The sequence below is a fragment of the Methylobacterium mesophilicum genome, from assembly GCF_022179445.1.
Taxonomy (GTDB): domain Bacteria; phylum Pseudomonadota; class Alphaproteobacteria; order Rhizobiales; family Beijerinckiaceae; genus Methylobacterium; species Methylobacterium mesophilicum.
The window spans coordinates 106820-130942 of record NZ_BPQU01000004.1; the positions used below are offsets into that span (position 1 = coordinate 106820).

At 69.9% G+C, this 24123-nt stretch carries 29 protein-coding genes; 8 read left to right on the forward strand and 21 right to left on the reverse strand.

All coding sequences use genetic code 11. From position 1 onward, the window contains the following. Positions 1 to 2: 2 nt before the first annotated feature. From MFF40_RS06500 to MFF40_RS06510, 3 genes are read right to left on the reverse strand one after another with little or no spacing between them, the layout of a single operon-like run. Positions 3 to 1016 (reverse strand): adenosine kinase, encoded by a 1014-nt coding sequence (locus tag MFF40_RS06500; RefSeq protein WP_147898796.1) that lies wholly within the window; start codon positions 1014 to 1016, stop codon positions 3 to 5. Between the two features lie 52 nt (positions 1017 to 1068). After that, on the reverse strand, positions 1069 to 1647 hold the full coding sequence (locus MFF40_RS06505) for a Uma2 family endonuclease (RefSeq protein ID WP_238259984.1): 579 nt from the start codon (positions 1645 to 1647) through the stop codon (positions 1069 to 1071). Between the two features lie 42 nt (positions 1648 to 1689). Next, a complete protein-coding gene (locus tag MFF40_RS06510; protein ID WP_147898795.1) occupies positions 1690 to 3099 on the reverse strand; it encodes an MFS transporter in 1410 nt (469 codons plus the stop codon). A gap of 160 nt (positions 3100 to 3259) precedes the next feature. Here MFF40_RS06510 and MFF40_RS06515 point away from each other — a divergent pair, with 160 nt between their 5' ends. Together MFF40_RS06515 and MFF40_RS06520 are read left to right on the forward strand one after the other, a co-directional pair. Beyond that, positions 3260 to 3583 carry a type II toxin-antitoxin system RelE/ParE family toxin gene (locus MFF40_RS06515; RefSeq protein ID WP_147856106.1) on the forward strand — a complete coding sequence of 108 codons (324 nt, stop codon included), beginning with the start codon at positions 3260 to 3262 and terminating at the stop codon, positions 3581 to 3583. Then, a complete protein-coding gene (locus MFF40_RS06520) occupies positions 3583 to 3900 on the forward strand; it encodes a helix-turn-helix domain-containing transcriptional regulator (RefSeq protein ID WP_147898794.1) in 318 nt (105 codons plus the stop codon). Before MFF40_RS06515 ends, MFF40_RS06520 begins: the two co-directional genes overlap by 1 nt. A 13-nt stretch (positions 3901 to 3913) precedes the next feature. On the opposite strand, the gene MFF40_RS06525 is transcribed toward MFF40_RS06520, so the two are convergent. The 4 genes from MFF40_RS06525 to MFF40_RS06540 form a co-directional block, all read right to left on the reverse strand. Continuing rightward, complete coding sequence (locus MFF40_RS06525) at positions 3914 to 4843, reverse strand: glutaminase (protein ID WP_147856105.1); 930 nt, start codon at positions 4841 to 4843, stop codon at positions 3914 to 3916. A 25-nt stretch (positions 4844 to 4868) separates the two neighbouring features. Continuing rightward, positions 4869 to 6638 (reverse strand): ABC transporter ATP-binding protein, encoded by a 1770-nt coding sequence (locus MFF40_RS06530; protein WP_147856104.1) that lies wholly within the window; start codon positions 6636 to 6638, stop codon positions 4869 to 4871. A 203-nt stretch (positions 6639 to 6841) separates the two neighbouring features. After that, positions 6842 to 8248, reverse strand: a complete 1407-nt coding sequence (locus MFF40_RS06535) for an MFS transporter (protein ID WP_147898793.1) — start codon at positions 8246 to 8248, stop codon at positions 6842 to 6844. Next, positions 8245 to 8982, reverse strand: coding sequence for a PRC-barrel domain-containing protein (locus tag MFF40_RS06540; RefSeq protein ID WP_238260053.1), 738 nt, complete (start codon positions 8980 to 8982; stop codon positions 8245 to 8247). The genes MFF40_RS06535 and MFF40_RS06540 overlap by 4 nt, the downstream gene beginning before the upstream one ends. Before the next feature lie 321 nt (positions 8983 to 9303). On the opposite strand from MFF40_RS06540, the gene MFF40_RS06545 reads away from it, so the two are divergent. Then, positions 9304 to 9705, forward strand: a complete 402-nt coding sequence (locus MFF40_RS06545) for a hypothetical protein (protein ID WP_147897840.1) — start codon at positions 9304 to 9306, stop codon at positions 9703 to 9705. A 234-nt stretch (positions 9706 to 9939) separates the two neighbouring features. Here MFF40_RS06545 and MFF40_RS06550 read toward each other — a convergent pair whose 3' ends face one another. The 3 genes from MFF40_RS06550 to MFF40_RS28825 form a co-directional block, all read right to left on the reverse strand. Then, positions 9940 to 10374 carry a PRC-barrel domain-containing protein gene (locus MFF40_RS06550; protein ID WP_147857557.1) on the reverse strand — a complete coding sequence of 145 codons (435 nt, stop codon included), beginning with the start codon at positions 10372 to 10374 and terminating at the stop codon, positions 9940 to 9942. A gap of 85 nt (positions 10375 to 10459) precedes the next feature. Next, positions 10460 to 10945: a DUF2721 domain-containing protein gene (locus tag MFF40_RS06555; protein WP_147857556.1), complete on the reverse strand. Its 486-nt coding sequence runs from the start codon at positions 10943 to 10945 to the stop codon at positions 10460 to 10462. 50 nt (positions 10946 to 10995) lie between these two features. Further along, positions 10996 to 11118: a hypothetical protein gene (locus tag MFF40_RS28825; RefSeq protein WP_281406547.1), complete on the reverse strand. Its 123-nt coding sequence runs from the start codon at positions 11116 to 11118 to the stop codon at positions 10996 to 10998. Between the two features lie 244 nt (positions 11119 to 11362). On the opposite strand from MFF40_RS28825, the gene MFF40_RS06560 reads away from it, so the two are divergent. Next, the gene (locus MFF40_RS06560) at positions 11363 to 11734 is read left to right on the forward strand and encodes an SWIB/MDM2 domain-containing protein (protein ID WP_147897841.1); all 372 of its coding nucleotides are present in this window, start codon (positions 11363 to 11365) and stop codon (positions 11732 to 11734) included. Positions 11735 to 11832: 98 nt separating this feature from the next. On the opposite strand, the gene MFF40_RS06565 is transcribed toward MFF40_RS06560, so the two are convergent. The 5 genes from MFF40_RS06565 to MFF40_RS06585 all read right to left on the reverse strand — a co-directional run bounded on the left by MFF40_RS06565 (position 11833) and on the right by MFF40_RS06585 (position 17578). Then, positions 11833 to 12630, reverse strand: a complete 798-nt coding sequence (locus tag MFF40_RS06565; RefSeq protein ID WP_147854451.1) for an SDR family NAD(P)-dependent oxidoreductase — start codon at positions 12628 to 12630, stop codon at positions 11833 to 11835. Positions 12631 to 12714: 84 nt separating this feature from the next. After that, positions 12715 to 14109 carry an MFS transporter gene (locus MFF40_RS06570; protein ID WP_147854450.1) on the reverse strand — a complete coding sequence of 465 codons (1395 nt, stop codon included), beginning with the start codon at positions 14107 to 14109 and terminating at the stop codon, positions 12715 to 12717. 170 nt (positions 14110 to 14279) lie between these two features. After that, entirely contained in the window at positions 14280 to 15626 is a 1347-nt protein-coding gene (locus tag MFF40_RS06575) for an ATP-binding response regulator (protein WP_147854449.1), read from the reverse strand. Continuing rightward, complete coding sequence (locus tag MFF40_RS06580; RefSeq protein ID WP_238259986.1) at positions 15623 to 16831, reverse strand: FIST signal transduction protein; 1209 nt, start codon at positions 16829 to 16831, stop codon at positions 15623 to 15625. Before MFF40_RS06580 ends, MFF40_RS06575 begins: the two co-directional genes overlap by 4 nt. A gap of 165 nt (positions 16832 to 16996) precedes the next feature. Beyond that, a complete protein-coding gene (locus MFF40_RS06585; protein ID WP_238259987.1) occupies positions 16997 to 17578 on the reverse strand; it encodes a c-type cytochrome, methanol metabolism-related in 582 nt (193 codons plus the stop codon). A gap of 262 nt (positions 17579 to 17840) precedes the next feature. Between MFF40_RS06585 and MFF40_RS06590 the strand changes: the two genes are divergently transcribed. After that, positions 17841 to 18533: a transglutaminase-like cysteine peptidase gene (locus MFF40_RS06590; protein ID WP_187277688.1), complete on the forward strand. Its 693-nt coding sequence runs from the start codon at positions 17841 to 17843 to the stop codon at positions 18531 to 18533. 129 nt (positions 18534 to 18662) lie between these two features. Then, a complete protein-coding gene (locus MFF40_RS06595) occupies positions 18663 to 18980 on the forward strand; it encodes a hypothetical protein (protein WP_147854445.1) in 318 nt (105 codons plus the stop codon). A gap of 80 nt (positions 18981 to 19060) precedes the next feature. On the opposite strand, the gene MFF40_RS06600 is transcribed toward MFF40_RS06595, so the two are convergent. Next, complete coding sequence (locus MFF40_RS06600) at positions 19061 to 19411, reverse strand: hypothetical protein (RefSeq protein ID WP_147854444.1); 351 nt, start codon at positions 19409 to 19411, stop codon at positions 19061 to 19063. Between the two features lie 320 nt (positions 19412 to 19731). On the opposite strand from MFF40_RS06600, the gene MFF40_RS06605 reads away from it, so the two are divergent. Then, positions 19732 to 20220, forward strand: coding sequence for a DUF1203 domain-containing protein (locus tag MFF40_RS06605; protein ID WP_147854443.1), 489 nt, complete (start codon positions 19732 to 19734; stop codon positions 20218 to 20220). On the opposite strand, the gene MFF40_RS06610 is transcribed toward MFF40_RS06605, so the two are convergent. Genes MFF40_RS06610 through MFF40_RS06625 form a run of 4 tightly spaced genes read right to left on the reverse strand, consistent with a single transcriptional unit; the run spans position 20210 to position 22971 of the window. Beyond that, positions 20210 to 20680: an arsenate-mycothiol transferase ArsC gene (locus MFF40_RS06610; RefSeq protein ID WP_147854442.1), complete on the reverse strand. Its 471-nt coding sequence runs from the start codon at positions 20678 to 20680 to the stop codon at positions 20210 to 20212. The genes MFF40_RS06605 and MFF40_RS06610 overlap by 11 nt on opposite strands. Before the next feature lie 24 nt (positions 20681 to 20704). Further along, positions 20705 to 21187 carry a UPF0262 family protein gene (locus MFF40_RS06615; RefSeq protein WP_147854441.1) on the reverse strand — a complete coding sequence of 161 codons (483 nt, stop codon included), beginning with the start codon at positions 21185 to 21187 and terminating at the stop codon, positions 20705 to 20707. 10 nt (positions 21188 to 21197) lie between these two features. Continuing rightward, a complete protein-coding gene (hisD, locus tag MFF40_RS06620; protein ID WP_147854440.1) occupies positions 21198 to 22493 on the reverse strand; it encodes a histidinol dehydrogenase in 1296 nt (431 codons plus the stop codon). 19 nt (positions 22494 to 22512) lie between these two features. Continuing rightward, positions 22513 to 22971 (reverse strand): DUF2948 family protein, encoded by a 459-nt coding sequence (locus MFF40_RS06625; RefSeq protein ID WP_147854452.1) that lies wholly within the window; start codon positions 22969 to 22971, stop codon positions 22513 to 22515. Positions 22972 to 23157: 186 nt separating this feature from the next. Here MFF40_RS06625 and MFF40_RS06630 point away from each other — a divergent pair, with 186 nt between their 5' ends. Beyond that, a complete protein-coding gene (locus tag MFF40_RS06630) occupies positions 23158 to 23577 on the forward strand; it encodes a hypothetical protein (protein ID WP_238259989.1) in 420 nt (139 codons plus the stop codon). A gap of 6 nt (positions 23578 to 23583) precedes the next feature. Here MFF40_RS06630 and MFF40_RS06635 read toward each other — a convergent pair whose 3' ends face one another. Next, positions 23584 to 23961 carry a helix-turn-helix domain-containing protein gene (locus MFF40_RS06635; RefSeq protein WP_147854495.1) on the reverse strand — a complete coding sequence of 126 codons (378 nt, stop codon included), beginning with the start codon at positions 23959 to 23961 and terminating at the stop codon, positions 23584 to 23586. Between the last annotated feature and the right edge of the window lie 162 nt (positions 23962 to 24123).

Consider the following 24123-nt stretch of genomic DNA (forward strand, 5'->3'; position numbering starts at 1 on the left):
GATCAGAGCAGGCCGCGCGCCTTGGCGAGGCCGATCAGGTCGGCCTGGGGGCGCGCGCCGATATGCTGGATCACCTCGGCGGCCGCCAGCGTGCCGAGGCGGGCGCTGGCGACGTTGTCGAGGCCGCGGGCATGGCCCGCCAGGAACCCGGCCGCGAACAGGTCGCCGGCCCCGGTCGTGTCCAGAACCTCGCGGACCGGGCTCGCCTCGACGGACCGGACCTCGCCGCCCTGCACCACCAGGGCGCCGTCCGACGAGCGGGTGACCAGGCCGAGCAGGTGTCGGCCGCGGGCGTTGCGCTCGTCGCGCAGGGCGGCCACGGCGGCCTCGGGATCGTCGGTCTGGTAGAGGCTCTGGAGTTCGCCGATATTGGCGAACAGGATGTCGATGCTGCCGTCGCGCACGAGGCCCAGGAACTCGTCCCGGTAGCGGCCGACGCAGAATGCGTCCGAGAGGGTCAGCGCCACCGCGTTGCCGGCCTGGTGGGCGATCTGGACCGCCTTGCGGAACGCATCCTTGGCGGCGGGCGGGTCCCACAGGTAGCCTTCGAGGTAGACCACCCGGGCCGAGGCAACGAGCGCCCGGTCCACGTCCTCGGGCTTCAGCCCCTGGCAGGCGCCGAGATAGGTGCTCATCGTGCGCTCGCCGTCGGGCGTCACCAGCACGAAGCAGCGGGCCGTGGCCGGCCCCTCGGTCGCCGGCGGAACCGTGAAGCCGACGCCCGTGGCCTTGAGGTCGTGGCCGAACAGGCCGCCGAGCTCATCGTTCCGAACTTTGCCGACGAAGCCGGTCTTGGCGCCGAGCAGGGCCGCGCCCACCGCGGTGTTGGCCCCCGAGCCGCCCGAGACGATCGTGGCCGGGCCCATCGCGGCGAACAGGGCCTCCGCGCGCTCCTCGTCGATCAGCTGCATCGCGCCCTTGGTCACCCCCTGGGCGTCCAGGAAGGCGTCGTCCGTGCGGGCGATCACGTCGACGATGGCGTTGCCGAGCACGAGGAGATCGAGGGGTGTGGTCATCCGGGCGTCCTGATTCGCGTTTGCGCCGCTGTGACATCCACCTCGGATCGGATCAAGCCGCGGGCTCTGCGGGGGGCGGGAGATCGGCGAACAGCTCGGCGACGGACAGGCTCAGGCCGGGCGGGGTCAGGTCGAGGGTGCCCTCGGTGGCGATCCGGGTCGCGATCAGCCCTTCGGCGCCGCGCGCATGGTGGATGACCAGGCGCTTGACCGGGTCGATCATCAGATAATGCGCGACGCTGGCGATGCTGTAATAGCCGGATAGCTTGCTGCCGGAATCGACTGTAACCGTGCTGGGCGACAGCACCTCGACCACGAGGATCGGATTGGGGATCTCGATCGCGTCCGGGTCCGCACGCGCGCCGCAATAGACGAGGGCGTCGGGCTCGAAGACCGTCGTGTCGTCGATGCGCACGCTCATCCCGTCCGGCAATGCGCGACAGGGGAGCTGCGTCCGGTTCAGGGCGGATCGGAGGGCGAGATAAGCCGAGGCCTTGACCTCCGCATGCCGAACCCGCTCCGGCGACATCGCGACAACCTGGCCTTCGACCAGCTCGTAGCGTCCCGGCTGGTCCTCGGCCCAGACCAAGAACTCGTCGACATTCATCCGGGGCTTCGGCTGCGCGATCATGGCTTTAAGGTATCACGATTCGCTACCGCACCGAGGCGAGCCTCACCCCGCGATCTTCTCCAACGCCACGTCGCGGGTGCGCGGCCCCAGCAGCCCGACCAGCGACCCAGCCGCCAGCATCGCCGCGGAGATGAACAGGAAAACCCCCGGGGTGCCGGCCTCGCGCAGCACGAAGGCGATGACGAACCCCGTAAAGATCGCCGAGAAGCGGCTCCAGGAATAGACGAAGCCCACGGCCCGGGCGCGGATGCCGGTGGGGAACAGCTCGGCCTGGTAGGCGTGGAAGCTGTAGGACATCACGTTGGAGGCCAGCGTCAGGCCGATCCCGAGCGCGACGATCGTCGGGACATCCCGGGTCTGCGCGAAGGTCAGCCCGCAGGCGATGTAGACCAGCGCGGCGGCCACGATGACGTGCTTGCGCTCGAACCGGTCGGCGATGGCGAGCCCGATCAGCGGCCCGACCGGGGCGGCCAGCGCGATCAGCGCCGTGTAGGCGAGGCTCGACGTGATGGTGATGCCCTGCGCCACCAGCAGCGTCGGCACCCAGTTGGCGAAACCGTAGAAGCCCACCGTCTGGAACACGTTGAAGCCGGCCATCATCAATGCCCGGCGCCGGTACGGCGGCACCCAAAGATCGCCGAACGCGCCCCGCCTCTGGATCGGCTCCGGTGGAGCGGGCGGCGGCAGGGGGCGGCCATACTCGGCGGCGACCTGGCCTTCCAGGCGCCGCAGGACCGCGTCGGCCTCCGCGAGCCGCCCGCGCTCGACCAGCCAGCGCGGGCTCTCCGGAAGGCCCGCGCGCAGCCACCAGACCCCGATCGCCGCGGTGGCGCCGATCAGCACCACCCAGCGCCAGCCGTCGATCCCCAGCGGCGCCGTCGGGATCAGCAGGTAGGACAGGAACGCCACCACCGGCACGGCGGTGAAGCCGATGCCCTGGCACAGGGCGAAGGCGCGGCCGCGGATCCCCTTCGGCACCAGCTCCGAGAGGTAGCTGCCGATGGTCACCATCTCGAGGCCCAGGCCGATCCCGGCGATCAACCGCCAGAGATTGAGCCCGAACGCCTCGGTCTGACAGGCCATCACCACGTTGGCGGCCGTGTAGGACAGGAGCGACCACGTAAAGATCGCCCGGCGGCCGAACCGGTCGGCCAGCCAGCCGCAGACCAGGGTGCCGATGAACAGCCCGGTGAACAGGGCCGCCACGAAGCTCGCGACGCCGCTCGCGCCGAACAGCCCGGGGGTGGTCGGCGTCAGGATCCCGGCCTTCACGAGGCCCGGGGCGACGTAGCCGGTGAACAGCAGGTCGTAGAGTTCGAAGAAGAAGCCGAGGCCGAGCAAAGCCACGAGGCGCCAGACCGTGCGCGTCGGCGGCAACCGGTCGAGGCGGGCCAGGATGGCGCCGGGGTCCAGGATGCTTCCCTCGGGCTGCGCGATCCGTGTCGTCGCCATCCGCCCGCGTCTCCCGTACCCAGTGTTGTCGCCTATCCGTTCGCCACTGCCTTGGAACTGTCACGCCTGCAAGGGTTCGTTGGTGCACTTTTGTGGTGACCACGCGTGAGTCGGATCGGGATCCGCTGGCGCAAAAGGTCACGTATATGGTACTATTTGGATGAGGGTCCGGGAGTTCATCGATCATCGTGGGCGGAGTCCCTTCGCCCAATGGTTCGACGCTCTCGACGATCAGGCGGCTGCCAAGGTGACGGTTGCGCTCTTGCGGATGGAGCAGGGCAACCTGTCCAACGCCAAGTCGGTGGGCGGCGGCGTCGAAGAGTACAGGATCGACTGGGGACCGGGATACCGACTCTATTTCGGACGGGACGGAGGCGCCTTGATCCTCCTGCTCTGCGGTGGAAGCAAGCAACGGCAGCAACAGGATATCAGCGAGGCCCGTGCACATTGGGCCGTATACAAACGGCGCAAGAAGGAGGGATGATGGCCCTGACGCGCAGCTTCAAGGAGACGGTGAAGGCCCGAGCCCAGCGCGACCCCGCCTTCCGTGCCGCACTCCTGACGGAGGCGGTCGAACTCTTCCTGGCGGGGGAGGTGGACACAGGGAAGGCGCTTCTGCGTGACTGCGTCAATGCCACCGTCGGGTTCGAGCGCTTGGCGCAGGAGACGGGCTCGACCTCGAAGAGCCTGATGCGCATGCTGGGCCCTTCCGGCAACCCGACCGCCAGCAACCTGTTCGCGATCCTGCGCAGCGTCCAGAAGGCTGTCGGTGTCGAGCTGGCGGTCACGGTGGCACGCTGAACTCGAACGCGCCTCAAACCCCGAACACCGACCAGCCCATCCGCTGGGTCAGGCGCTCCAGGGCGACGCGGCCGAGATGGGAATTGCCCGCCGCGTCGAGGCCCGGCGACCAGACCGCGATCGAGGCCTTTCCGGGCGCCACCGCCAGGATGCTGCCGCCGACGCCGCTCTTGCCCGGCAGGCCGACCCGGTAGGCGAACTCGCCCGAGCCGTCGTAGTGGCCGCAGGTCAGCATGATCGCGTTGATGCGGCGCGCCCGCTCGGCCGAGACGACATTGTGCCCGGTCGAGGGGTTGCGGCCGTTATGGGCCAGGAACCGGCCCGCCATGGCGAGCTGTCGGCAGGTCATCGCGATGGCGCAGTGGTGGAAGTAGACGCCGAGCGTGTAGTCCACCGGGTTCTCGATCACGCCGAAGGACTTCATGTAGTTGGCGAGCGCGGTGTTGCGGAAGCCGGTGCGCTTCTCGGAGGCCGCCACCTGCTCGTCGATGGTGATGGTCGGGTCCTGGGCCAGGAACTGCATGAAGCGCAGGATCTCGCCCAAAGCCTCCCGGGGCGCGTGACCCGAGAGGATCACGTCGGTCACCGCGATGGCGCCGGCGTTGATGAACGGGTTGCGCGGCACCCCGCGCTCGCGCTCCAGCTGGACGATCGAGTTGAATGGGTTGCCGGAGGGCTCGCGCCCGACCCGCTTCCACAGCCGGTCGCCGACCATGCCGAGCGCCAGGGTGAGCGTGAACACCTTCGACACGCTCTGGATCGAGAACGGTATCTCGCTGTCGCCGCCGACGGTGACGGCACCGTCTGCATCGATCACCGCGATGCCGAACTGGTTCGGGTCCACGAGGGCGAGTTCGGGGATGTAGTCGGCCACCGCGCCCCGGTCGGAGCGCAGGGCCATCTCGTCGGAGATCTCCCGGACGACGCTGTCGAGATCGGGCACGGCCAGGCCTCGCGGTGCGCCCCGATCAGGCCGCCGCCAGGGACATCGACATCGATTCCTTCTTCATCAGTTCGCGGAAGAAGCCGTCGAGGTGGGTCAGGTTGTCGGGCGAGCCGTCCTGGATGATGCGGCCACCCTCCAGCACCACGATCCGGTCGAAGTCCTGCAGCGTCGACAGGCGGTGGGCGATGGCGATGACGGTGCGGCCCTTCATAAGGTTCGCGAGCGCCTGACGGATCGCCTGCTCCGATTCCGCGTCGAGCGCCGAGGTCGCCTCATCGAGCAGCAGGATCGGCGAGTTCTTCAGGATGGCCCGCGCGATGGCGATGCGCTGGCGCTGGCCCCCCGAGAGCTTCACGCCGCGGTCGCCGACCATCGTGTCGAAGCCCTCCGGCAGAGCCTGAATGAACTCGGTGCAGCGCGCCGCCTCGGCGGCCTGCCAGACCTCCTCGTCGGTGGCCTCAGGCCGGCCGTAACGGATGTTCTCGCGCAGGGAGCGATGGAACATCGACACGTCCTGCGGGACGACCGTGATCGCCTCGCGCAGGGATTCCTGGGTCACCAGCTCGACCTTCTGGCCGTTGATGCGGATCTCGCCGCTCTTCACGTCGTAGAAGCGCTGCAGCAGCGAGAACAGGGTCGACTTGCCGCCGCCCGACTTGCCGACGAGGCCGACCTTCTGGCCCGGCTCGATCACGAGGTCGAAATCGGTGAACACCGGGCGCCCGTCCGGATAATTGAAGGCGACGTGGTCGAACTCGATCTTGGCGCCCTGGCCGGCGAGCGGCTTGGCTTCCGGATGGTCCACGAGGTCGTGTGGCTGCAGCAGGGTGTGCAGCGCCTCGGCAAGGCGGGCGGTGTGCTGCGTCGCGTCGACCAGGGCCACCGCGAGGTCGCGGGTGGCCGCCAGGATGCGGATGCCGAGCGTGCAGACCAGCACCACCTGGCCGTTGGTCGCCTGGCCTGCCTCCCACATCTGGATCGCCCAGTAGAGCAGGCCGAACACCGCCAAGACGGTCAGCACCGCGTGCACGATGCGCAGCTTCTCGAGGTAGAGCAGCGACGAGCGCCGGGCGCGCATCTCCGTGGCGATCGTGCCCTCGAAGCGCTGGCCTTCGCGCTTGAAGCCCGAGAAGGCGCGCACGAGCGACATGTTGCCGACGAGGTCCACCATCTCGCCGTCCACCGAGGCCGCCTTGGCCGCGAAGTCGTGGTGCAGCGGCTTGCCGGCCGCCGCCATCTTGAACATCAGCACGACGACGGCCGCGAAGACGCCGGCCAGGATCGCCGCCATGGTGGTGTTGACGGTAGCGATGTAGGCGATCGATCCGAAGGCCGCGACGGTCGGCGGCATCACGTTGAACACGAACATGTTCTCGACCGTGAAGATCGCGTTCGAAGTCGCCGTGATGCGCGACGCCAGGGTGCCCGGCTGCCGGTCGGAGAAGAAGGTCGGCGAATGGCCGGTCATGTGCCGGAACAGGTCGCGCCGGATGTCGCCGGTGACGCCCACGAACGTGAAGGCCCCGGTCAGCGCCGCAACGCGCCAGAGCATGTTGTCGGCCGCGATGAAGCCGATCAGGACGGCGAGCGCCCCCCAGACCACGGTGTTGCCCGGGCCCGGCCCCTTGGTCAGCGCGTCGACCACGCCCTTGAGGGCATAGTCGGTCGAGACCGAGAACCCGACCGCACCGAGCACGGAGATCAGGATCACCAGGTGGGGCACCCAGCGGCGCCGGAGGTATCGCCCGACGAAGGCGAAGGGCCTCTCAGCGTATTGGTGCAGCTCTTCCATCGCGGTGACCATTCCGTATTCACGCGGCACTGGCTGGTGCGGGCTGAGGCGGAGTGCAACGCGGGCGCAGTCGGACCCGCAGCGGCAACGCAACAGCGTTGCCATATGTTGCACCGGCCCGCACCTCCCGCGCGCTTTTATCTCTCAAACCTGAACGCCGCTTGAGCGGCGTGGATACATGCAAGCGAATCCGATGCCGCGGATCACGCCTCCTCCGTCGGCTGGCGCGTCTCGGGCATGATCAGCGCCACCAGCATGAAGGCCGCGAAGCCCATGAAGGCCAGTCCCAGGAAGGCGCTGTGGCTGCCCAGACGGTCCGCCATGATCCCGGCGATCGACGTCGAGAGCGCGGCGCCCACGCCCATCGCGGTGCCGACCGCGCCGAGCGCAAGGTTGAAACGTCCCGTGCCGCGGGTGAGATCCGAGACCACCAGCGGCACCATCACGCCCAGCACCGAGGCGGAGATCCCGTCCAGAACCTGGATGGCGACCAGGCCGTAGGGGTTCGTGGTGTAGGCGAGCATCAGCCCGCGGACCGGCAGCGCGCCGAAACCCAGGAGCAGCACCGGGTAGCGGCCGAACCGCTCGGCGGCCCGGCCGACCGCGGGGGCGCTCACGGCGAGCACCGCCTGCGGGACCATGATGCAGGCCGCGATCAGCGCGGTGGCGGTCTCGCTCGCCCGCAGGGTGAGGACGCTGCCCACCAGCGGCAGCATCGCGGCGTTCGCCAGGAAGAACAGGACCATGCAGGCCGCGAAGCACAGGAGCCCGCGATTGGTCAGCAGCGCCCGGACGCCGTCCTGCCCGGCGGCGCGGGGCTTCTGGGCCGAGGCCGACTTGGCGTCCGACTTGGAGGCCGCCTCGGGGACCGCGTCCTTGAACACGTTGGCGTCGATCTCGTCGGCGCGGATCCGCGTCAGCGCGATGATCGTCGGCACCACCAGGGCCGCGGTCAGGTAGAACACCGCGCCGTTCGAGATATAGTAGCCGATGGCGCCCATGCCGGCGGCGCCGAGCGCGTTGCCGACCGCCGCGAAGCTCGCGTTGCGGCCGAGGCGCTCCCCCGCCCGGGCCCGCCCGACCAGCCCGATGCTGATCGCCGCGATGGCCGGCGTGAGCACGCAGCTCGCCCCCGAATGCACCGCCATGGCCAGGAGCACCACCGGGAAGCTCGGCCAGACCGCCAGCGCGAAGGCACTGCCCGAGATGCCGATCACCGCCACCGCGGCGGCGAAGCGCTTCGAACGCACCACGTCGACGAAGGCGCCGCCCGGCACCTGGCCCAGCAGCGCGACGAGGCTGCCCACGGTGAGGGCGAAGCCGATATCCGACTGGGTCCACTTCGCCTGCGAGAAGTACACGGCCAGGAACGGCCCGAACCCGGTCTGCAGGTTGGCCACGAAGAACGCGAAGGCGTCGAGGCCGTGGCGGCTTGCCGCCGAGAGCGTTCGGTCCACCGGCACGGCCTCCGCGGCCGCCCGCGCCGGCTCGCGCGCGACCTCGGCCGACTGATCTTTCAGGCGGACGGGCCGCGACCGCGGGTCCTGTCGGGACACCTCGCGCTCGCGGGGGGAAACGGCGGGTCTTGCCTTCAATCGGGCCACCGTCACTTATCCGGGGCCTTTTCCGGAGGGGTGGCGGGAAGCGGGGCGGCCGGCGCCGGCGCAGGAGGTGCGGTTGCGGTCGCCGCGGCGGGCGGCGTCGGGGCGGCGGCCGTGGGCGCGGGAGGGCCGGCCGGCTGGGCCGCGCTCGTCGCCTGCTCGCCCTCGGGCACGGGGGCGGCCGGACTCGCCGGGCCGAGCACGACGATCGGCTCGCCGGCCTTGTATTCGGGCGACACCCGGACCTGGTTGCGGCTCAGCGCGACGGACAGCTTGCGCTCTTTGTTGCCATCGGGGGTGAAGCGCAGGGCGCGCCAATCGACGGCGATCTTGCGGGTGCCGACACCCAGGAAGCCGCCGAAATCGATGATCGCCGCCCGGGGATGCCCGTCCTTGTCGATGATGATGTCGATGACGCGCCCCAGCTCGTCGCCGCCCGCGCTGCGCACGCTGCGGCCGAGCAGGCTCTCGTAATCCTGGGTGTCCAGCACCGTGGCCGGGGTCCCCTGCTGCTGCTGTTGCGCCGCGTTCGGCGACGCGCCCGGCGCGGCGGTGGGGGCGGGCGCCCCCGCGGGTGGCGCCGCCGCCGGAGGGGCAGCGGGCGCCGGCGGGAGGGCGGGCGGCGTTTGCGCGGCGGGCGGGCTCGATGGCGGGGTCTGGCCGGATGCGCCATCGCCCCCGGGGGCCGGGGCCTGCGCCGCAACGCCCGACGCCCACAGGGCGAGCGTCACGGCCGCGATCATCCGGTTGGTTCTGAACACGCTGCGTCCTCTGAGGAAGGGCCGGGCCGAGCCGACGCATCGGCAAGACCGCGACCGTATCGGCCGGATTCGGGCCCGCCGTCGGCGAGACCCTGCCTGCGGACAGCACCCTGCCGAAGGACCTGGGCGAAGTTATGGACCCTCGGGGCCGGCCGGCAAGTTCCGCGCCGATGCTTGTGCGAGCGCCCGAGAGGCGCGCTGGCGCGCATGTGTCTGGTTTTCGCCGCAACCCGAGCGTAGACAGCCGACGATAAGCTTCTGCGAGCTGCGGAAACCACCGCGGCCCCTTGCGAGGACTACACGATGTCGACCCTCCCCTCGTCGGTCTGCGCCACTGCGCGCGGCCTCGCGCTCTGCGCCGCCCTGGCCGGCCTGGTGGCCGGCTGTCAGGCGCTCGGCGGCGGGGGCGGCGTGATGCCGGAAACCGAGGTCGGGCTGCCGCCCTCGCTGCGCGGCTCCCTGCCCAACCGCGAGGCCCGCAACGCTGCGGTCGATGCCGACGGGCAGCCGCTCCAGACCGCTCCGACGAAGCAGCTCGCGATCCCGCGCAGCGCCGGCGGCGCAACGCAGTCGGCCAATGCCGGGGAGCGCCGGATCCGGCGCGAGGACATCGAGGGCGGCAACGCCGCGGGCGGCGCGGGCAGCAACGCGATGGGCCCCATGCTCTCGCCCGGCGGCAGCGTCGGCCTCGGCGGGAAGTTCTAAGGGCGGCATCCGGCAGGGGGCACGGCGCACGGACGCGCCGCGCTTTCCCACGAAGCTACGGGCCCTATGCGGGGTTCTCTCGCCGAGCATGCCACAGCGTGACTCGTGACGGGCTCGCGCCCCCTCTCCCGCACGGGAGAGGGGGGCTCATCGCGACCTGCAAGAGCGACAGCGCTCCAGATCTGTGCAGGCGGTAGCCGCAGGGAGAAGGGGCGTGTCGCCCGCTCACAAAGCTCAGGCCGTCGGTGCGCGCACGCCGTAATAATCCTCGATCTTCCCGCGGTAGTTCGGGTCGGCGAAGGCGTCCTCGCCCGGGCCGTGGCTGGGGGCGCCGGCAAGGTTGCCCGGATCGATGTCGACCACGTAGCCGCCGAGTTCGGTGCTGTAGGTCAACGCCTTCCAGGGCAGGGGGTGGTGGTTCTCGCCAAGGCCCAGGAAGCCCCCGAAGGCCAGCACCGCGTAGGCGACCTGCCCGGTGACCTTATCCACCATGAAGTTGTACACGGCCCCGAGGTGTTTCCCCTCGCGGTCGTAGACCGCCGTGCCTTCGACCTTGTTCGAGGCGATCAGGCGGGCGGTCTCGTCGATGGCGATGCCCTCGCCGGTGGGATCGAGCTCCAGGGAGCCCGTCTTTCTCACGGGACGCTCGGTGGGCAGATCCGTCGGCATGGTGACTCCCGGGTTACGCAGACCGGGCCGGCGGTTCCTCCGGCCCTGGTCACTAAACGCCGGGGCGGGAGCGGGTTCCGGTGGCTCAGAGATCCGCCAGCATCCCGGCATTGGCCCGGCGCTGGTTGATCCGGTCGCGGACCGAGCGGCTAGCCAGCAGCATCTCGAAGCCGAACGCGACGAGCGCGCAGAGCGTGCACAGGATCGCGGTCCCGAACAGGCCGAACAGCAGGCTCGCCACCGTGCTGTCGCGCAGGGCGCCGACGAACAGCGTCAGCACCGAGCCGCAGGTCGCGACGCCGCCGAGCGCGGCCAGGAACACCGCCGCGTCCAGAGCCAGCGAGCGCGTATGCAGCCGGTCGAGTCGCTGGCCCAGGATGATCCGCTCGGCCTCGCCGGCCCCGGCCAGCAGCGTCGAGACGCGCTCGGCTTGGTCGGCGACCCGCGCGAGACGGGCGCCGAAGACGTTGAGCAGCGTCGCGAGGCCGGACAGCAGGAAGACCGGGCTCAGGGCCACCTGGACGACGTGGGCCGTGCTTTCCAGGGTGGTGGATGTGATGGGATCGATCATGTTCGCGGGCACATGGACCCGGCGGCCCTGCGCGGCAATCCCGTGCGCGGTCAGACCAGCCCGCGAGGGGGTTCGAGGCCGGATGTGGCCGGCTCGGCCCGGATACCGAGGCCAAGACCGAGCACGAGCCCGGTGGCGAGCAGCAGCGCGAGCGCGAGAACCGGGGTAAACATGACTGTATTTCTCGGGCCTGATCGTTAAGAGCAGGTTTCGAGCGCGCGGTTTCGGCGGAATGTTCTTCGCGGCGGTGCAGATCGGCGGCTTCCGGTGTGGATTTCCGCGCCTGCCCTGTGGATGAGGGCCCCGTGAAGGCGATTTCCCCTTGGAACGGCGGCGGCACCGCTTAGTTGCTGCTATGCTGGCTCGGCCGTGGGGCGCTCATGCCCCGGCCTGCGGCCCGAGAACCGGAGGAAGTTTATGGCCACGAAGACCGAGAAGGCTGCGCCGAAGGCGGCCAAGACCACGAAGGCCGACGAGCCGAAGGCCGCCAAGGCCGCGCCCGCGAAGGCTGCCAAGCCCGCCGCCACGAAGGCCGCCGGCGCGAAGCCGAACGCCCTGCAGCAGCCGCTGAAGCCGTCCGCCGAGCTCGGCGCGATCGTCGGCACGGCCGCGCTGGCCCGCGGCGAGGTGGTCAGCAAGGTGTGGGAATACATCAAGAAGCACAACCTGCAGAACCCCGAGAACAAGCGCGAGATCCTCGCCGACGACAAGCTCAAGAAGGTCTTCGGCAAGGACAAGTGCTCCATGTTCGAGATGAACAAGCATCTCGCGGCTCACCTGAAGTCTTGATCGTCTAAGCCCGCGTCCGGCGCCTCAGCCGGACCGGTGACTCTCGATCGAACGGGGCCCGACGGCCCCGAGCCGACGACCGTTTCGATCGAAGCGGTCTACGCGAGACCTTGCAGGACACCGCCATCCACCCGCAGCGCAGCGCCCGTCGTGGCGCTCGCTGCCGGGCTGCAGAGGTAGGCGACCAGGTTCGCAACCTCCTCCACCGTCGCGAGACGCTTGATCAGCGACGACGGGCGATGCTCGGCCACGAAGGCCCGGCCCATCGCGTCGAGGTCGGCATCGGCCGCCCCTCCCGCCATCTGCTTCATGAACTCGGCGACGCCCTCCGACAGGGTCGGCCCGGGGAGCACGCTGTTGACCGTCACGCCGGTGCCGGCCACCGTCTGGGCGAGGCCGCGTGAGATCGCGAGCTGCGCGGTCTTCGTCATCCCGTAATGGACCATCTCGGTGGGCGTGTTGATGCCGGACTCGCTCGAGATGAAGATCACGCGGCCCCAGCCGCGCTCCGCCATGGCCGGGGCGTAGGCACGGGACAGGCGCACGCCGCTCATCACGTTCACGTCGTAGAAGCGCTGCCAGTCCGCGTCCGGGATCTCGAAGAACGGCTTCGGCTCGAAGATCCCGGTGTTGTTGACCAGGATGTCGACCACGGGCAGCCCCCGGACGAGAGCATCGACCCCTTCGGCGGTGGCCACGTCGCCCGGTGCCGCGAAGGCGCGGCCGGCCTTGGTCTCGCCGCGCAGCTTGGTCAGCGCCGCCTCGACCCGCTCGGCGGTGCGGCCGTTGACGCCGACCTCCGCGCCGAGGTCGCAGAGCTCCTTGGCGATGGCGTAGCCGATGCCGCCGGTCGAGCCGGTGACGAGGGCCTTCTTGCCGGTGAGGTCGAGGTCCATGGGCGGAGACTCCGGGGCTTGGAACACGGGTTGTGGATATCGGCCCAACGCGCGCCAGGCCGGTCGGTGGCATACCGGGCTCGCCTAACCGCCCTTACCCCGCCGCAGGACGCTGGCGCAGCCGCCGATCGCGGCGAGCGCCACCGCGCAGGAGAGCGAGAGGGTAACGGCCCGTTCGGCGCCGAGCCCGTGGGTCAGCCCGAAGATCACCGCCACGAGGGCGGCGCCGAGCGATTGCCCGGTGAGGCGGGCCGTCGACTGCATGCCGCTTGCTCCGCCGGCGCGCTCCCGCGGCGCCGAGGTGACGATCACCTTGTTGTTGGGCGACTGGAACAGGCCGAAGCCGAGCCCGCACAGGGTCAGGCGCCAGACGATGTCGAGGGTGGCGGGCGCCTCGGGCAACAGCGTCATGCAGACGAGGCCGGCCGCCAGCATGGCGAGGCCGATGCCGCCCAGCAGACCGGGCGGGTAGCGGTCGGCCAGGCGCCCCGAGATCGGCGCCATCGCGGCCACCGCGATCGGCCAGGGGGTGAGCAGGAATCCGGTCTGGGTGCTGGAGAGGTGCAGCACGTCCTGGAAGTAGAACGGCAGCGCCACGTAGGACACCATCTGGGCGCAGAAGGAGGCCACCGATGTCGCCATCGACAGGGCGAAGGCGGGGATCCGCAGGAGGTCCACCGGCAGCAGCGGGGCGGGCAGCCGGATCTGGCGCCGCACGAACACGGTGCCGATCACCAGGGCGCCGACGAGTTCGGCGACGGCGATCGCTTGGCCCTCGGGGTCGCCGAGCCCGTCGATGCCGATGATCAGCAGGCCGAAGGTCAGCGCGTTGAGCACGGCGCTCACCAGGTCGAAGCGCCGCCCGCTCGCGGGGGTCGCCGGCAGGGTGCGCGTGGCCACCGCCAGGGCGAGCAGCCCCACCGGGACGTTGACCAGGAACAGCCAGGGCCAGCTCGCCACCGACAGGATCGCGGCCGCCACGGTCGGCCCCGCCGCCGAGGCCACCGCCACCACCAGGGCGACGTTGGCGACCCCCTGGCCGATCATCCGGTGCGGATAGATGAACCGCACGAAGCCGATGTTGACGCTCATGATCGCCGCGGCGCCGAGCCCCTGGACGATGCGCCCCGCAATCAGCAAGGGCAGGCTCGGCGCCAGCGCGCAGGCCAGCGACGCCGCGACGAACACCGCGAGCCCCGGCAGGTAGACCCGGCGGAAGCCGAAGATGTCGCCAAGCGATGCGAAGGGCAGGAGGCTCGCCGTCACGGCGATCTGGTAGGCGTTGACCACGAAGATCGCGTCGGCGGGCTTCACCGCCAGGTCCTTCGCCATCACGGGCAGGGCCACGTTGACGATCGCCCCGTCGAGGACCGCCATGGTCATGGCCAGCCCGATCGCCGCCATCGCCAGGACGCGCTCCCGCGGCGGCAGGCCGTCGTGCTGGGTGGGGACGCCTGTACCGGCCGGGACCTGCGCCATGCGCGCGCTCCTGCGGCGTCCCGGAGGGCCGGCGACGTCGGTTGCGGGGGGAGACCCGGGCGCGGATGCACCGCGGATGCCGGTTCCCTCTCGCGCAGCCGCGGCACAGCGTCGAGGGCCGTGGTGTGTCCTATGTCACGGCGCGGCGGGATTATTCGCCCGGCTATGCATCAGGCGAGCATGTAGGTCAGGAGCGAGCGCAGCTGCGCGGGCTTGATCGGTTTGCGCAGCAACTCCGCGCCGGACCGCGCAACCTTCGCCTCGACCTCGCGAGAATGGTCGGCGGTTGTGACGATCACCGGCAGCGCCTCGCCGTAGAGGTCATTCAGGTACGCGGCGACGTCGAGCCCGCAGGCATCGTCGTCGAGGTGGTAGTCGAGGACCAGGATGTCGGGCCGCGGGGCTCCGGCCTGCATGGCGGCGCGGACCCCGGCCAAATCCCGGAAGGTCGAGACCCGGGCGTCCCAGTTCTGCAGCAGGCGCGCCAGGGCGTCGGCCGTCGCGGCGTCGTTCTCCACCGCCAGGACGTGGGCGCCGGACAGGCGGGTCAGCACGGGGGCCGGCAGCGCGATGGCGGCCGGGATCGGACTCAGCGGCAGGCCCAGGGTCACCCGGGTGCCGTGGCCGGGCCGCGAGGCCAGGGTCAAAGGATGATCCAGCGCCTGGGCCATGCGCCGCACGATGGACAGGCCGAGGCCGAGGCCCGGCTCCTCCGCGGCGCCGGTCCGGGCGCCGCCCCGGAAGAACTCCTCGAAGACCAGGTCGTGCTCCTCGGCGGCGATGCCGCAGCCGGTATCGAACACGTCCACCCGGACCCCGCCGCCGGCGCGCCGCGCCGCGAGCACGATGCCGCCCGCGCCGGTGTAGCGGATGGCGTTGGAGACCAGGTTCTGGACGATGCGCTGGAGCAGCATCACGTCGCTCGTGACCGTGAGGTCCGGGCAGCGCACGGCGAGCCGCAGGCCCTTGCGCTCGGCGAACGGCTTGAAGCTCCCCGCCAGCTCGGCGAGCAGGTCGGGCAGGAAGACCGGCTGCAACTGCGGCCGGACGATGCCGGCATCGAGCTTGGAGATGTCCAGGAGCGTCTTGATCAGGTCCTCGATCGTCTGGAGGCCCCGCTCCACCCGGCCCGCAATGGTGCGCGCCTCGGGCGGCAGCGGCAGGTCGTCCAGCGCCGAGATCGAGAGGCGCGCGGCGTTCACGGGCTGCAGCAGATCGTGGCTCGCCGCCGCCAGGAACCGCGTCTTCGAGCGGTTGGCGGTCTCGGCCTCCTCCTTGGCCGCCGCCAGGGCTTCGTTCGAGCGCTCCAGGCGGTGCATCAGTCCGGTCAACTCCTCGGTACGGGTGCGGACGCGGCCCTCCAGCATGATCGCGGTCTGGAACAACGAGTAGGCGCTGCCGCGCTGATCCATGCTGCGCTCGACATGGGACATCAGCGCGGCGTTGATCCGCTCCAGCTTCTCGATCCGCCGGCGCAGGGAGGCGTCGGTCTCGAGCCCGCTCGGGTGAAGGGTCATGATCCGGCCGGAACGGGCGGGTCGCCGGGCTCCGTGCCCCCGGTAAGCCCCTTGCCGATCGCGATGCCCGTGAAGGTCTGGTTGAGGTGCATCGCCCGGTACTGCTCGCCGAAGGTCTCGAAGCCGACGACGTTGTAGCGGCGGTACAGGTCGGCGATGCCGTGGCCCACCTGCCGGCTCTCGGCATCGAGCCGGCGCAGGACGCATTCGAAGCCGATGATCAGGTCTACGCCGCCCAAAGCCGTGTCGAGGCGGGCCAACTCGGTCCGGGTGGAGGCCACGATGTCGCGCGGCTCGGCCAGCGTCAGCACCACGCCCTCGTCGATGGCGCAGAAGAAGCTCAGCGAGCCGTCCTCGTTCATGCGGCGGATCGAGCGGCAGAAATACTCGCCGCCGACCTTCACGGCGAGCGGGTAGGCGGCAAAGCTCATCGGCGACAGGCCCTCGGGGTCGAGGCCGATCGCCATGGCGTATTCCCGCGCCGCCGGCTCGGCGTTGAGTTCGTGGATCGTGCGCCGCTCGCTGTCCGAGGCGGTGACCACGAACTTGGTCCCGGTCGGCTCGAAATTGTCGCTCTTGAAGATCTCGAACGGGAAATCGGTCTCGACCAGCACCAGCACCGCCGCGTTACGGTGGATCCGGCCGCCATGCAGCAGTACCGCGTCCCGGAAGCGCAGGTCGTCGCCCGCCGAACCGCCGACGATCGGGATTCCGTCGAGCGCCCACGCGATGGCCGAGACCACCGTCTCCTCCGCGTTGGCCAGCCCATCGATCAGCGACAGCGCGAAGCGGCGATGATCGATCGCCGGCGCCTCAGCTTCGCGGGATGACACCATCGGGTCCAGGGTCCGGCGCAGGGCGCGCACGGCCGAGGCGGTGCGCTCGACATCGAGGTGGTCGATGGCGTCGAGCACGGTCGAGACGATGCGGAAGCGCTCGAACGGGAAGGCGATTACGACGAGGCCGCGATCGAGGCCGCCCGCCGGAGCGATGCCCCCCGACATCGAGCAGCCCGCGACGGGGACGCCGGGGAACTGCTTCTCCATGGCGTTAGCCAGGATCTCGGGGTCGTAATCGTGCGAGAAGAAGGCGACGATCTGGGACAGGGCCGGGGTACCGATCGCCCGCGCGATCGCGGAGACGGCGTCGGAGGCCGCGACGGCCTCCGTCCAGGCCGTCCAGATACCGCACGCATGGCGGCGCACTCCGGTCCCTTGAACCACGTTCCACCCCCTCACACCCCCTCGGCGAGCTTTGCCCTCGCTCTTCAGTGTCTTGCGCGGAGTATGTCGTGCACAACCGACCGGCGCAACGGGGCGTCGCGCCGTCGATTTCGGAGGCTGCGCGCCCGCGCGGAAACGCGGCGGCGCTCACTTCATGCAGACGTCTTCCGCCTTCGTGAAGGCGGCGGGTTTCGCCTCGTGGTCGGCCGGGCGGTTGCGTCCGACCACGCCATCCGCGCGGGCGCGCAGATACGTGTAGATGTCCGGCATGTAGCACATGACGTTCCGGTTATCCCCGAATGCCGGCATGACCAGCTCCTGCGAGGCGTTCACGTCCTTCTTGCCGCCGGTGATGATGCCGGCGAAGTGCGCGTAGTCCATGCCCTTGAGCGCATCGACCAGGGAGGGCGCGTAGGTGGACCCCATGCCGTCCGGGCCGTGGCAGACGATGCAGTTGGCGTTGTACCGCAGGTACCCGGACATCGTGTACCAATCGATTTTCTTGCCGCCGTCGGTGACGTGGTAGGTCGGATCGCCGTTCTTGTCGGTGTACTGGCCGTCCTGGACCTTGGCCGGCTGCGTCGGGCCATCGCTCTTGAGATCGCCGGGACTCGTCTGCGGGGGCGATGGGGTGTCCGGGGTCGCGGCCGAGGCCGGGTCCGCCACCAGGGTTCCGATCACGAGCCCTGCGACTGCGAGCGCCGCGAGCGCATCCGTTGTGCACCGCATGTCGTTCCTCCAGCCGCCCAAGCGTTCTGATCCTTCAGGTGGCGGCGGTGGACAACGGCGCTCACGGCTCGCGAATGCCGTTGGAGATCTTCACGTTTTCGCGCGGGTCTCGGCCACCCGACGGCACGGGTGCCACAGGTCTGGGAATTCCTACGTCATCCGCGTTGCGCACAGCATTAACCTTTTGTTAATCCGCCGATTGCCGCCGGCCCCCCGGCGTGAGAGCTTTCGTTAACGAGAGCTTAACGGTTGGGTCACGGCGATGCGGTTCGCGGGTTCCATGGTGCAGGGTTCGGTTCCCAGCTCTGCGCTGCGTCGGGTGGCTCGCAGCCGTCGCGTGCTGGCCGGCTTCGCCTGGGCCGCCCTGTGCTTCGCCGGCCTCGGCGCCGGGACGGTGCAGGCCCAGACCTTCGCCAGCCTGCCGTCCCCGCAGATCGGGGCCGAGCCCCAGGGCGCGGCGCGGCCGATCGCGGCCTGGGTGACGTTCTGCCAGTCCTACGCGGCGGAATGCGCCGTGGACCGCAGCGAGCCGGCGCGGATCACCCTGACCCCGGCGGTCTGGGCCACCATCGTCTCGGTCAACCGCCGGGTGAACAAGTCGGTCGAGCCGAAGACCGACATGGAGCATCTCCACGTCGCCGACCGCTGGGACCTGGCCGAGGACGGCATCGGCGATTGCGAGGACTTCCAGCTGCTCAAGCGCCACCTGTTGGCCGACGCCGGCCTGTCCCGCCGGGCGATGCGCATGACCGTGGTGATCGACGAGAAGGGCGAGGGCCACGCCGTGCTGACCCTGATCACCGACCGCGGCGACCTGGTCCTCGACAACAAGACCAACGCGATCGTGCCGTGGCACAAGACCGGCTACGTGTTCATCAAGCGCGAGAGCCAGGACGCCACCGCGTGGGTCTCGCTCGGCGGCGTCACCTCGCCGGTCACCACCGCCAACCGCTGATCAGGGCGGTTCTCTGCACCGCGTCGGCCCATTCACAGGACGCGTCCGGACAGCCGGATTTCCATCCCGACCTTAAGCTTTCACTAACCTTGGCGGCGTCACCCTGTCTGCGGACCGAGTGCCCGATCCATGTCGCCTGCCTCCCTCATATCGCCCGTGCTGTTCGCCGCGATGCTGCTCGCCTCCGGGCCGGTGCAGGCGGGCGGCGAGACCGAGCTGCGCCACACGGGCTGGCGCGAGTGCCTCAGCCGCAACTTCCGGATCCAGGTCGCGCTCACGGACTCTGACCTCGCCGCGGATTCCGCGTTCCGGGCCTGCCGCAGTGCCGAGGACGCCTATCTCGCAGCCCTGGCGGGTTCACCGCTTCTCGACGGCGACGACGTCGCCCGCGCCCGCCCGATGCTCGCCGGCCGCGTCCGGGCCTGGCTGATCAGCAGCCGGGGGTGATGGGCCGGATCGGCACCGCTCGGGGGCCCACCCAGCAGTCGCTCACGCAGGCGTCTGGGGCCGGACAGGGCGTTGGGCCACTAGATACCGCAGGCGCAGCACGACCGGACATTGGCGATCCTCTGTGCAGGCGTGCCGAACGTCGACTGGGTCACCCCGTAATTGGTCCAGTGCGTGATCCACTGCTTGATGTAGTGCGGGCCGTTGGGCGCGTTGGCGAGCTGATGGGCCGCCCAGCAATCTGCCAGCCGTTCCGAGTTCTTTCGAATGGCGAGAAGGCCATAGGCATGGACGATGTAGAAATGACTGGCGCCCTTGATCTGGGACTCGACCAGATTGATCCGGGCCGGGCATAGGAAAAGGCCGTCGGATTTGGATGTGGCGATACTGCCGGATGTCTCGGTGCAGCTTTGAGTTACCGAAACATTCAATAATCCGCCTGCAGGACTCCATTGAGCGTGTGATGGGCTGCAATGAGATATGAAGGCGCACGCCGCGACTGCAGCCGTCCGAGCGTAAGACATGAAATTGTTCCAAAAAGAGGATGGTCGCCGAGCATATAGAACCGGAACACTCGGTGAAACCTTGCGTTTTTTGCGTAGCTCGTTCGGGCTTACATTCCGCAGCGAAGTGTCAGGTTCGCGTGGTGGCGCGCGGTTCCGGTCGCCCAAGACGAGCCGACAACGGCAGCAAGGAGCGGGACGCTTTCTCTCTCCGGAGCCCGCATGGTTTCCGGGAGAGGGAGCACCCCATGACCCGATACCGCTGCGTACCGATCGATGCCGTCATCGCGGATCGCTTCCGCCAAACCGGGCGCGACGACTTCGACAATCCGGTCCGGTCGGTCACGGCGACGAGCGACAGCGGGTTTCCCTGTCGGCAATGCCTGTGCTGCGCCGAGCCGGGAGAGCCGATGCTGCTCGGGTCCTACGATTTCGGGCGTCCGCGCGGCATCTACTGGGCCCCGAGCCCGATCTTCCTGCACGCGCAATCTTGTCGGAGTTTCGCCGCGGCAGATGTCGTCGCACCGATCCTTCGCGCCAACACCCTGGTGTCGGTCCGGGCCTACGATGCCGAGGATCTTTGCCTGTACGATCTCGGCCACGTCTGTCCCGGCGCCGAGATCGACGCGCCGCTGCTGCGCGCCCTCGGCGACCCGCGCACGGCCTTCGTCAACGTCCACACCGCGCGGCCCGGCTGCCTGCTGTCCCGGGTCGAGCGGCTGACGGTTAGCCCTTGAGCCGCGCCTTGATGCGCCGGGTGAGCCCGTCGCGCACGTCCCGGTAGGCGTCCAGGCGCTGCTCCCGGGAGGCGTCCTGCAGCAGGGTCGGGTCCGGCGTCGGCCAGTACTCGACATCGGCCGCGAGCGTGTGGGTCAGGTCGAGGGCCCGGTGGTGCGCCTCCGGCGAGAGGGTGATGATCAGGTCGAAGTTCAGGCCCTCCCAATCCTCCAACTGCTCGATGGTGCGGGGGCGATGCCGGCTCGCGTCGATGCCGAGTTCGTCGAGGGCCGCGATCATGAACGGATCGGTGGGCTCGCCCGAGCGCACGCCGGCCGACTGTACATAGGTCGATTTGCCGAAATAGGCCCGCGCGATCGCCTCGGCCGCGGCCGAGCGCACGGCGTTGAAGTTGCACATGAACAGGACCGACTGGACCCGCCGCTTCTTCGGGGCGATCTCGGGGAAAGGCTCAACCATCGCCGTTCGGGGCCGGAAGGCGCCCTAGCCCTTCCAGTGCAGGGCGAAGATCAGCGTGAACAGGCGGCGCGCCGTATCGTGGTCGAGGTCGACCTTGCCGTCGAGGCGCTGCTTGAGCGTGTCCGAAGCTTCGTTGTGCAGGCCGCGCCGGCCCATGTCGATCGCCTCGATCTGCGACGGCGAGGCGGTACGGATCGCGTTGTAGTAGCTCTCGCAGATCATCTCGTAGTCGCGGATCACCCGTCGGAACGGCGTCAGCGACAGGAGGTGCGTCATCACCGGCTCGCCGTCCACCGTGCTGATCGCGAAGGACAGCTTGTTCTCGACGAGGCCGAGCGTGAGCATGTACGGGCCCTCGCGGCCCGGAATCGTGAAGGAGTTGTCTTCCAGGATGTCGAACAGTGCGATCGCCCGTTCGTGCTCCTGATCCGGGTTGCCGCGGGCGATGGACGCCTCGTCCAGGCTTACCTTGGCGAGGCGGTTCGGCCCGCGCTGCTTCTCGGCCATCCCCACACCCTCACAGGTTCAACCGGATCGCGACGGAGCGGGCGTGACCCTCCAGACCCTCCGACCGGCCGAGCGTTATCGCTGCCGGACCCAGCGCCCGCAAGCTCTCCGGCGTGCAGGCCAGGATCGTGGTCCGTTTCATGAAGTCCAAGACGCCGAGGCCCGAGGAGAACCGGGCCGAGCGGGCGGTGGGCAACACGTGGTTCGGGCCGCCGACGTAATCGCCGATCGCCTCCGGCGTGTGCGACCCCAAAAAGATCGCGCCGGCGTTACGGATCCTGCCCGACAGCGCCTCGGCATCCTGGGTCTCGATTTCCAGGTGCTCGGGGGCGATCCGGTCGACCAGCGGCACCGCCTCGTCGAAATCCCGGACCCGGATGATCGCGCCGTAATCGCGCCAGCTCGCCCGGGCGATCTCGGCCCGGGGCAGGGTGGTCAGCGCGCGCTCGACGGCGGCTTCCACCGCCTCGGCGAGTTCCGCGCTGTCGGTGATCAGGACCGACTGGGCGGCGGTGTCGTGCTCCGCCTGGGCCAGGAGGTCGGCGGCGATCCAGTCGGGGTTGGCGTGGCCGTCGGCGAGGATCAGCACCTCGGACGGGCCGGCGATCATGTCGATCCCGACCTGGCCGAACACCCGGCGCTTGGCCGCCGCCACCCAGGCGTTGCCGGGGCCGACGATCTTGGCGACCGGGGCGATGCTGGCGGTGCCGTAGGCCAGCGCCGCCACCGCCTGGGCGCCCCCGACCCGGTAGACCTCGTGGACCCCGGCCAGGCGGGCCGCGGCCAGCACCAGGGGATTGAGGATGTTGTCGGGCGTCGGCACCACCATGACGATCCGGGGCACGCCCGCCACCCGGGCCGGCACGCCGTTCATCAGGACCGAGGACGGATAGCTCGCCGTGCCGCCGGGCACGTAGAGCCCGACCGATTCCAGCGCCGTCCAGCGCCAGCCGGCGGTGACGCCGAGCGCGTCGGTCGCCCGGTGATCCTGGGGCTTCTGCTGTGCGTGGAACGCCTCGATCCGCTCCGCCGCGAGGCGCAGCGCCGTCATCGCCTCGTCCGGGCAGGACGCGACGGCCGCATCGATCTCGGCCTCGGTGATCCGCAGGGCATCGGCGGAGAAGTCCGGCCCAAGCCGGTCGAAGCGGCGGGTGAAGTCCACCAGGGCGGCGTCGCCGCGGGCGACGACCTCGCCGATGATGCCGCGCACCGCCTCGTCGACATCCTCGGCGATCTCACGCTTCAGGGTGAGCAGCCGCGCGAAGTCGGCGGCGAAGTTCGGGGAGGAGCTGTCGAGCCGGACCATCGGATGTCTTTCGTCTGTCTCAAGCCGCCGGGCCGGGGGCGGCGACCGCATCGGTCGCCGGATCGATTGCATGGCCGGGGCGGGCGACCGCCTCCCAGACCGGGCCGAGATCCTTCATCCGGACCTCGATGCACTCGACTTCGAGCCGCACCGCCGCGCCGCCGGAGAACACCATGTCGATATGGCCCGACGGCGAGTCGGTCGCCTCGAAGGTGAGGGCGAGCAGGCTCATCGGCGTGGTGTCGCCCGGGGCCAGCCCGCGGGTCTTCACGCTGAGGACGCGCTCGACATGCAGGCCGGCCAGCCGCCGCCGCGGCGGCGCGTCGGGCGTCCAGTCGAAGCGCCGCACGACCATGAGGAAGCGATGCTCGCCGGCCAGGTAGGTCAGGTCCTCCGGGCGCAGGATCGCGTCCTGGAGGTGTGCGGAGATCACGGTCAGATCCTCGGTATCGAGGGCGGCGAGCTTGAGCAGCTCCATGAAAGGATCCTCGGGGATAGGTAGGCGCGGGCGGCGGCGGCGGCCCAACGGCAGGGCGTAGGTAGCGGCCAGACCGGGTTCGGGCAACGCCCGCATCCGGGATGGCGGTCCCGGCCGGGGGCGTCCGGCCCCCTCACGCTGCCTGGGCCCCTCAGGACGACCGAGACGATTCGAGGCAGGACGACGATGGTGAAACGGATCTCGCTCGCGGCGCTGGCTGCCCTGACCCTGGCGCCACTGGTCGCCGCCCCGGTGCGCGCACAGGTCGGTCCCGACGCGGATGTCTACGTGTTCGGCCGTCCCGGGCCGGATCGCTACGAGTACGACCGCCACCGCCGGCCCCCGCCACCGCCGGACGACGATTGGCCCCGCCGGCCCCCGCCACCACCGCCGCCCTACGACGACGACCGCCCGCGTCGGCGGCCGCCGCCTCCACCGCCCCCGGGCGACGAGGACGATCGGCCGCGCTACGACCGGCGCTGGCGCAGCGTCGGCCTCTGCCTCACGGCCGGAGTTGATGGCTGGTCCCGATCCGGCCCGTACGACACGTCCTGCGGCTGCGAGATACCTGGCTTCGGCTACAAGCGCGGGCGGATCGGGGGCTGAGGCGGCTCAGGCGGCGTCGTGTTCGAGACGATACGGCGCCGCCAGCAGCGCGATCGGCAGGTGCCAGGCCTCGCTGATGGCGCGGATCTGCGCGAGGTTCAGGTGCCGTTTCCGGCTCAGGATCTCCGATGCCCGTGCTCGCGAGCCGAGAAGACGCGCCAGCTCCGCCTCCGAGCGGCCCATATCGGTGATGGCAGCGTGCAGGATCTCGACCGGATCGGCCGCCGCAATCGGGAAGGTGCGCTCTTCGTAGTCTTCCACGAGCGTGGCGAGCACATCGAGCTTGTCGCCGGCCGGCGTTCCCCGTGGGGAGCCCCAAAGGCGCTCGATTTCCTGCAACGCGTCCCGGTGGTCCGCTTCCGAGCGGATCGGCCTGATCTCCACGGGCGGTCTCCTTAACCAGGCATAGTGTCGCCTATGGGGATACTATCGCTGCGAAGGCTGGGAAATTCTCACGACGTCTGATCGTCCACCTTGTCATCCCGGGCTCGCCTACGGCGCCCCGGAATGACGAGGTTGTTGATCCTTCCGACGTTGCATCAGCGA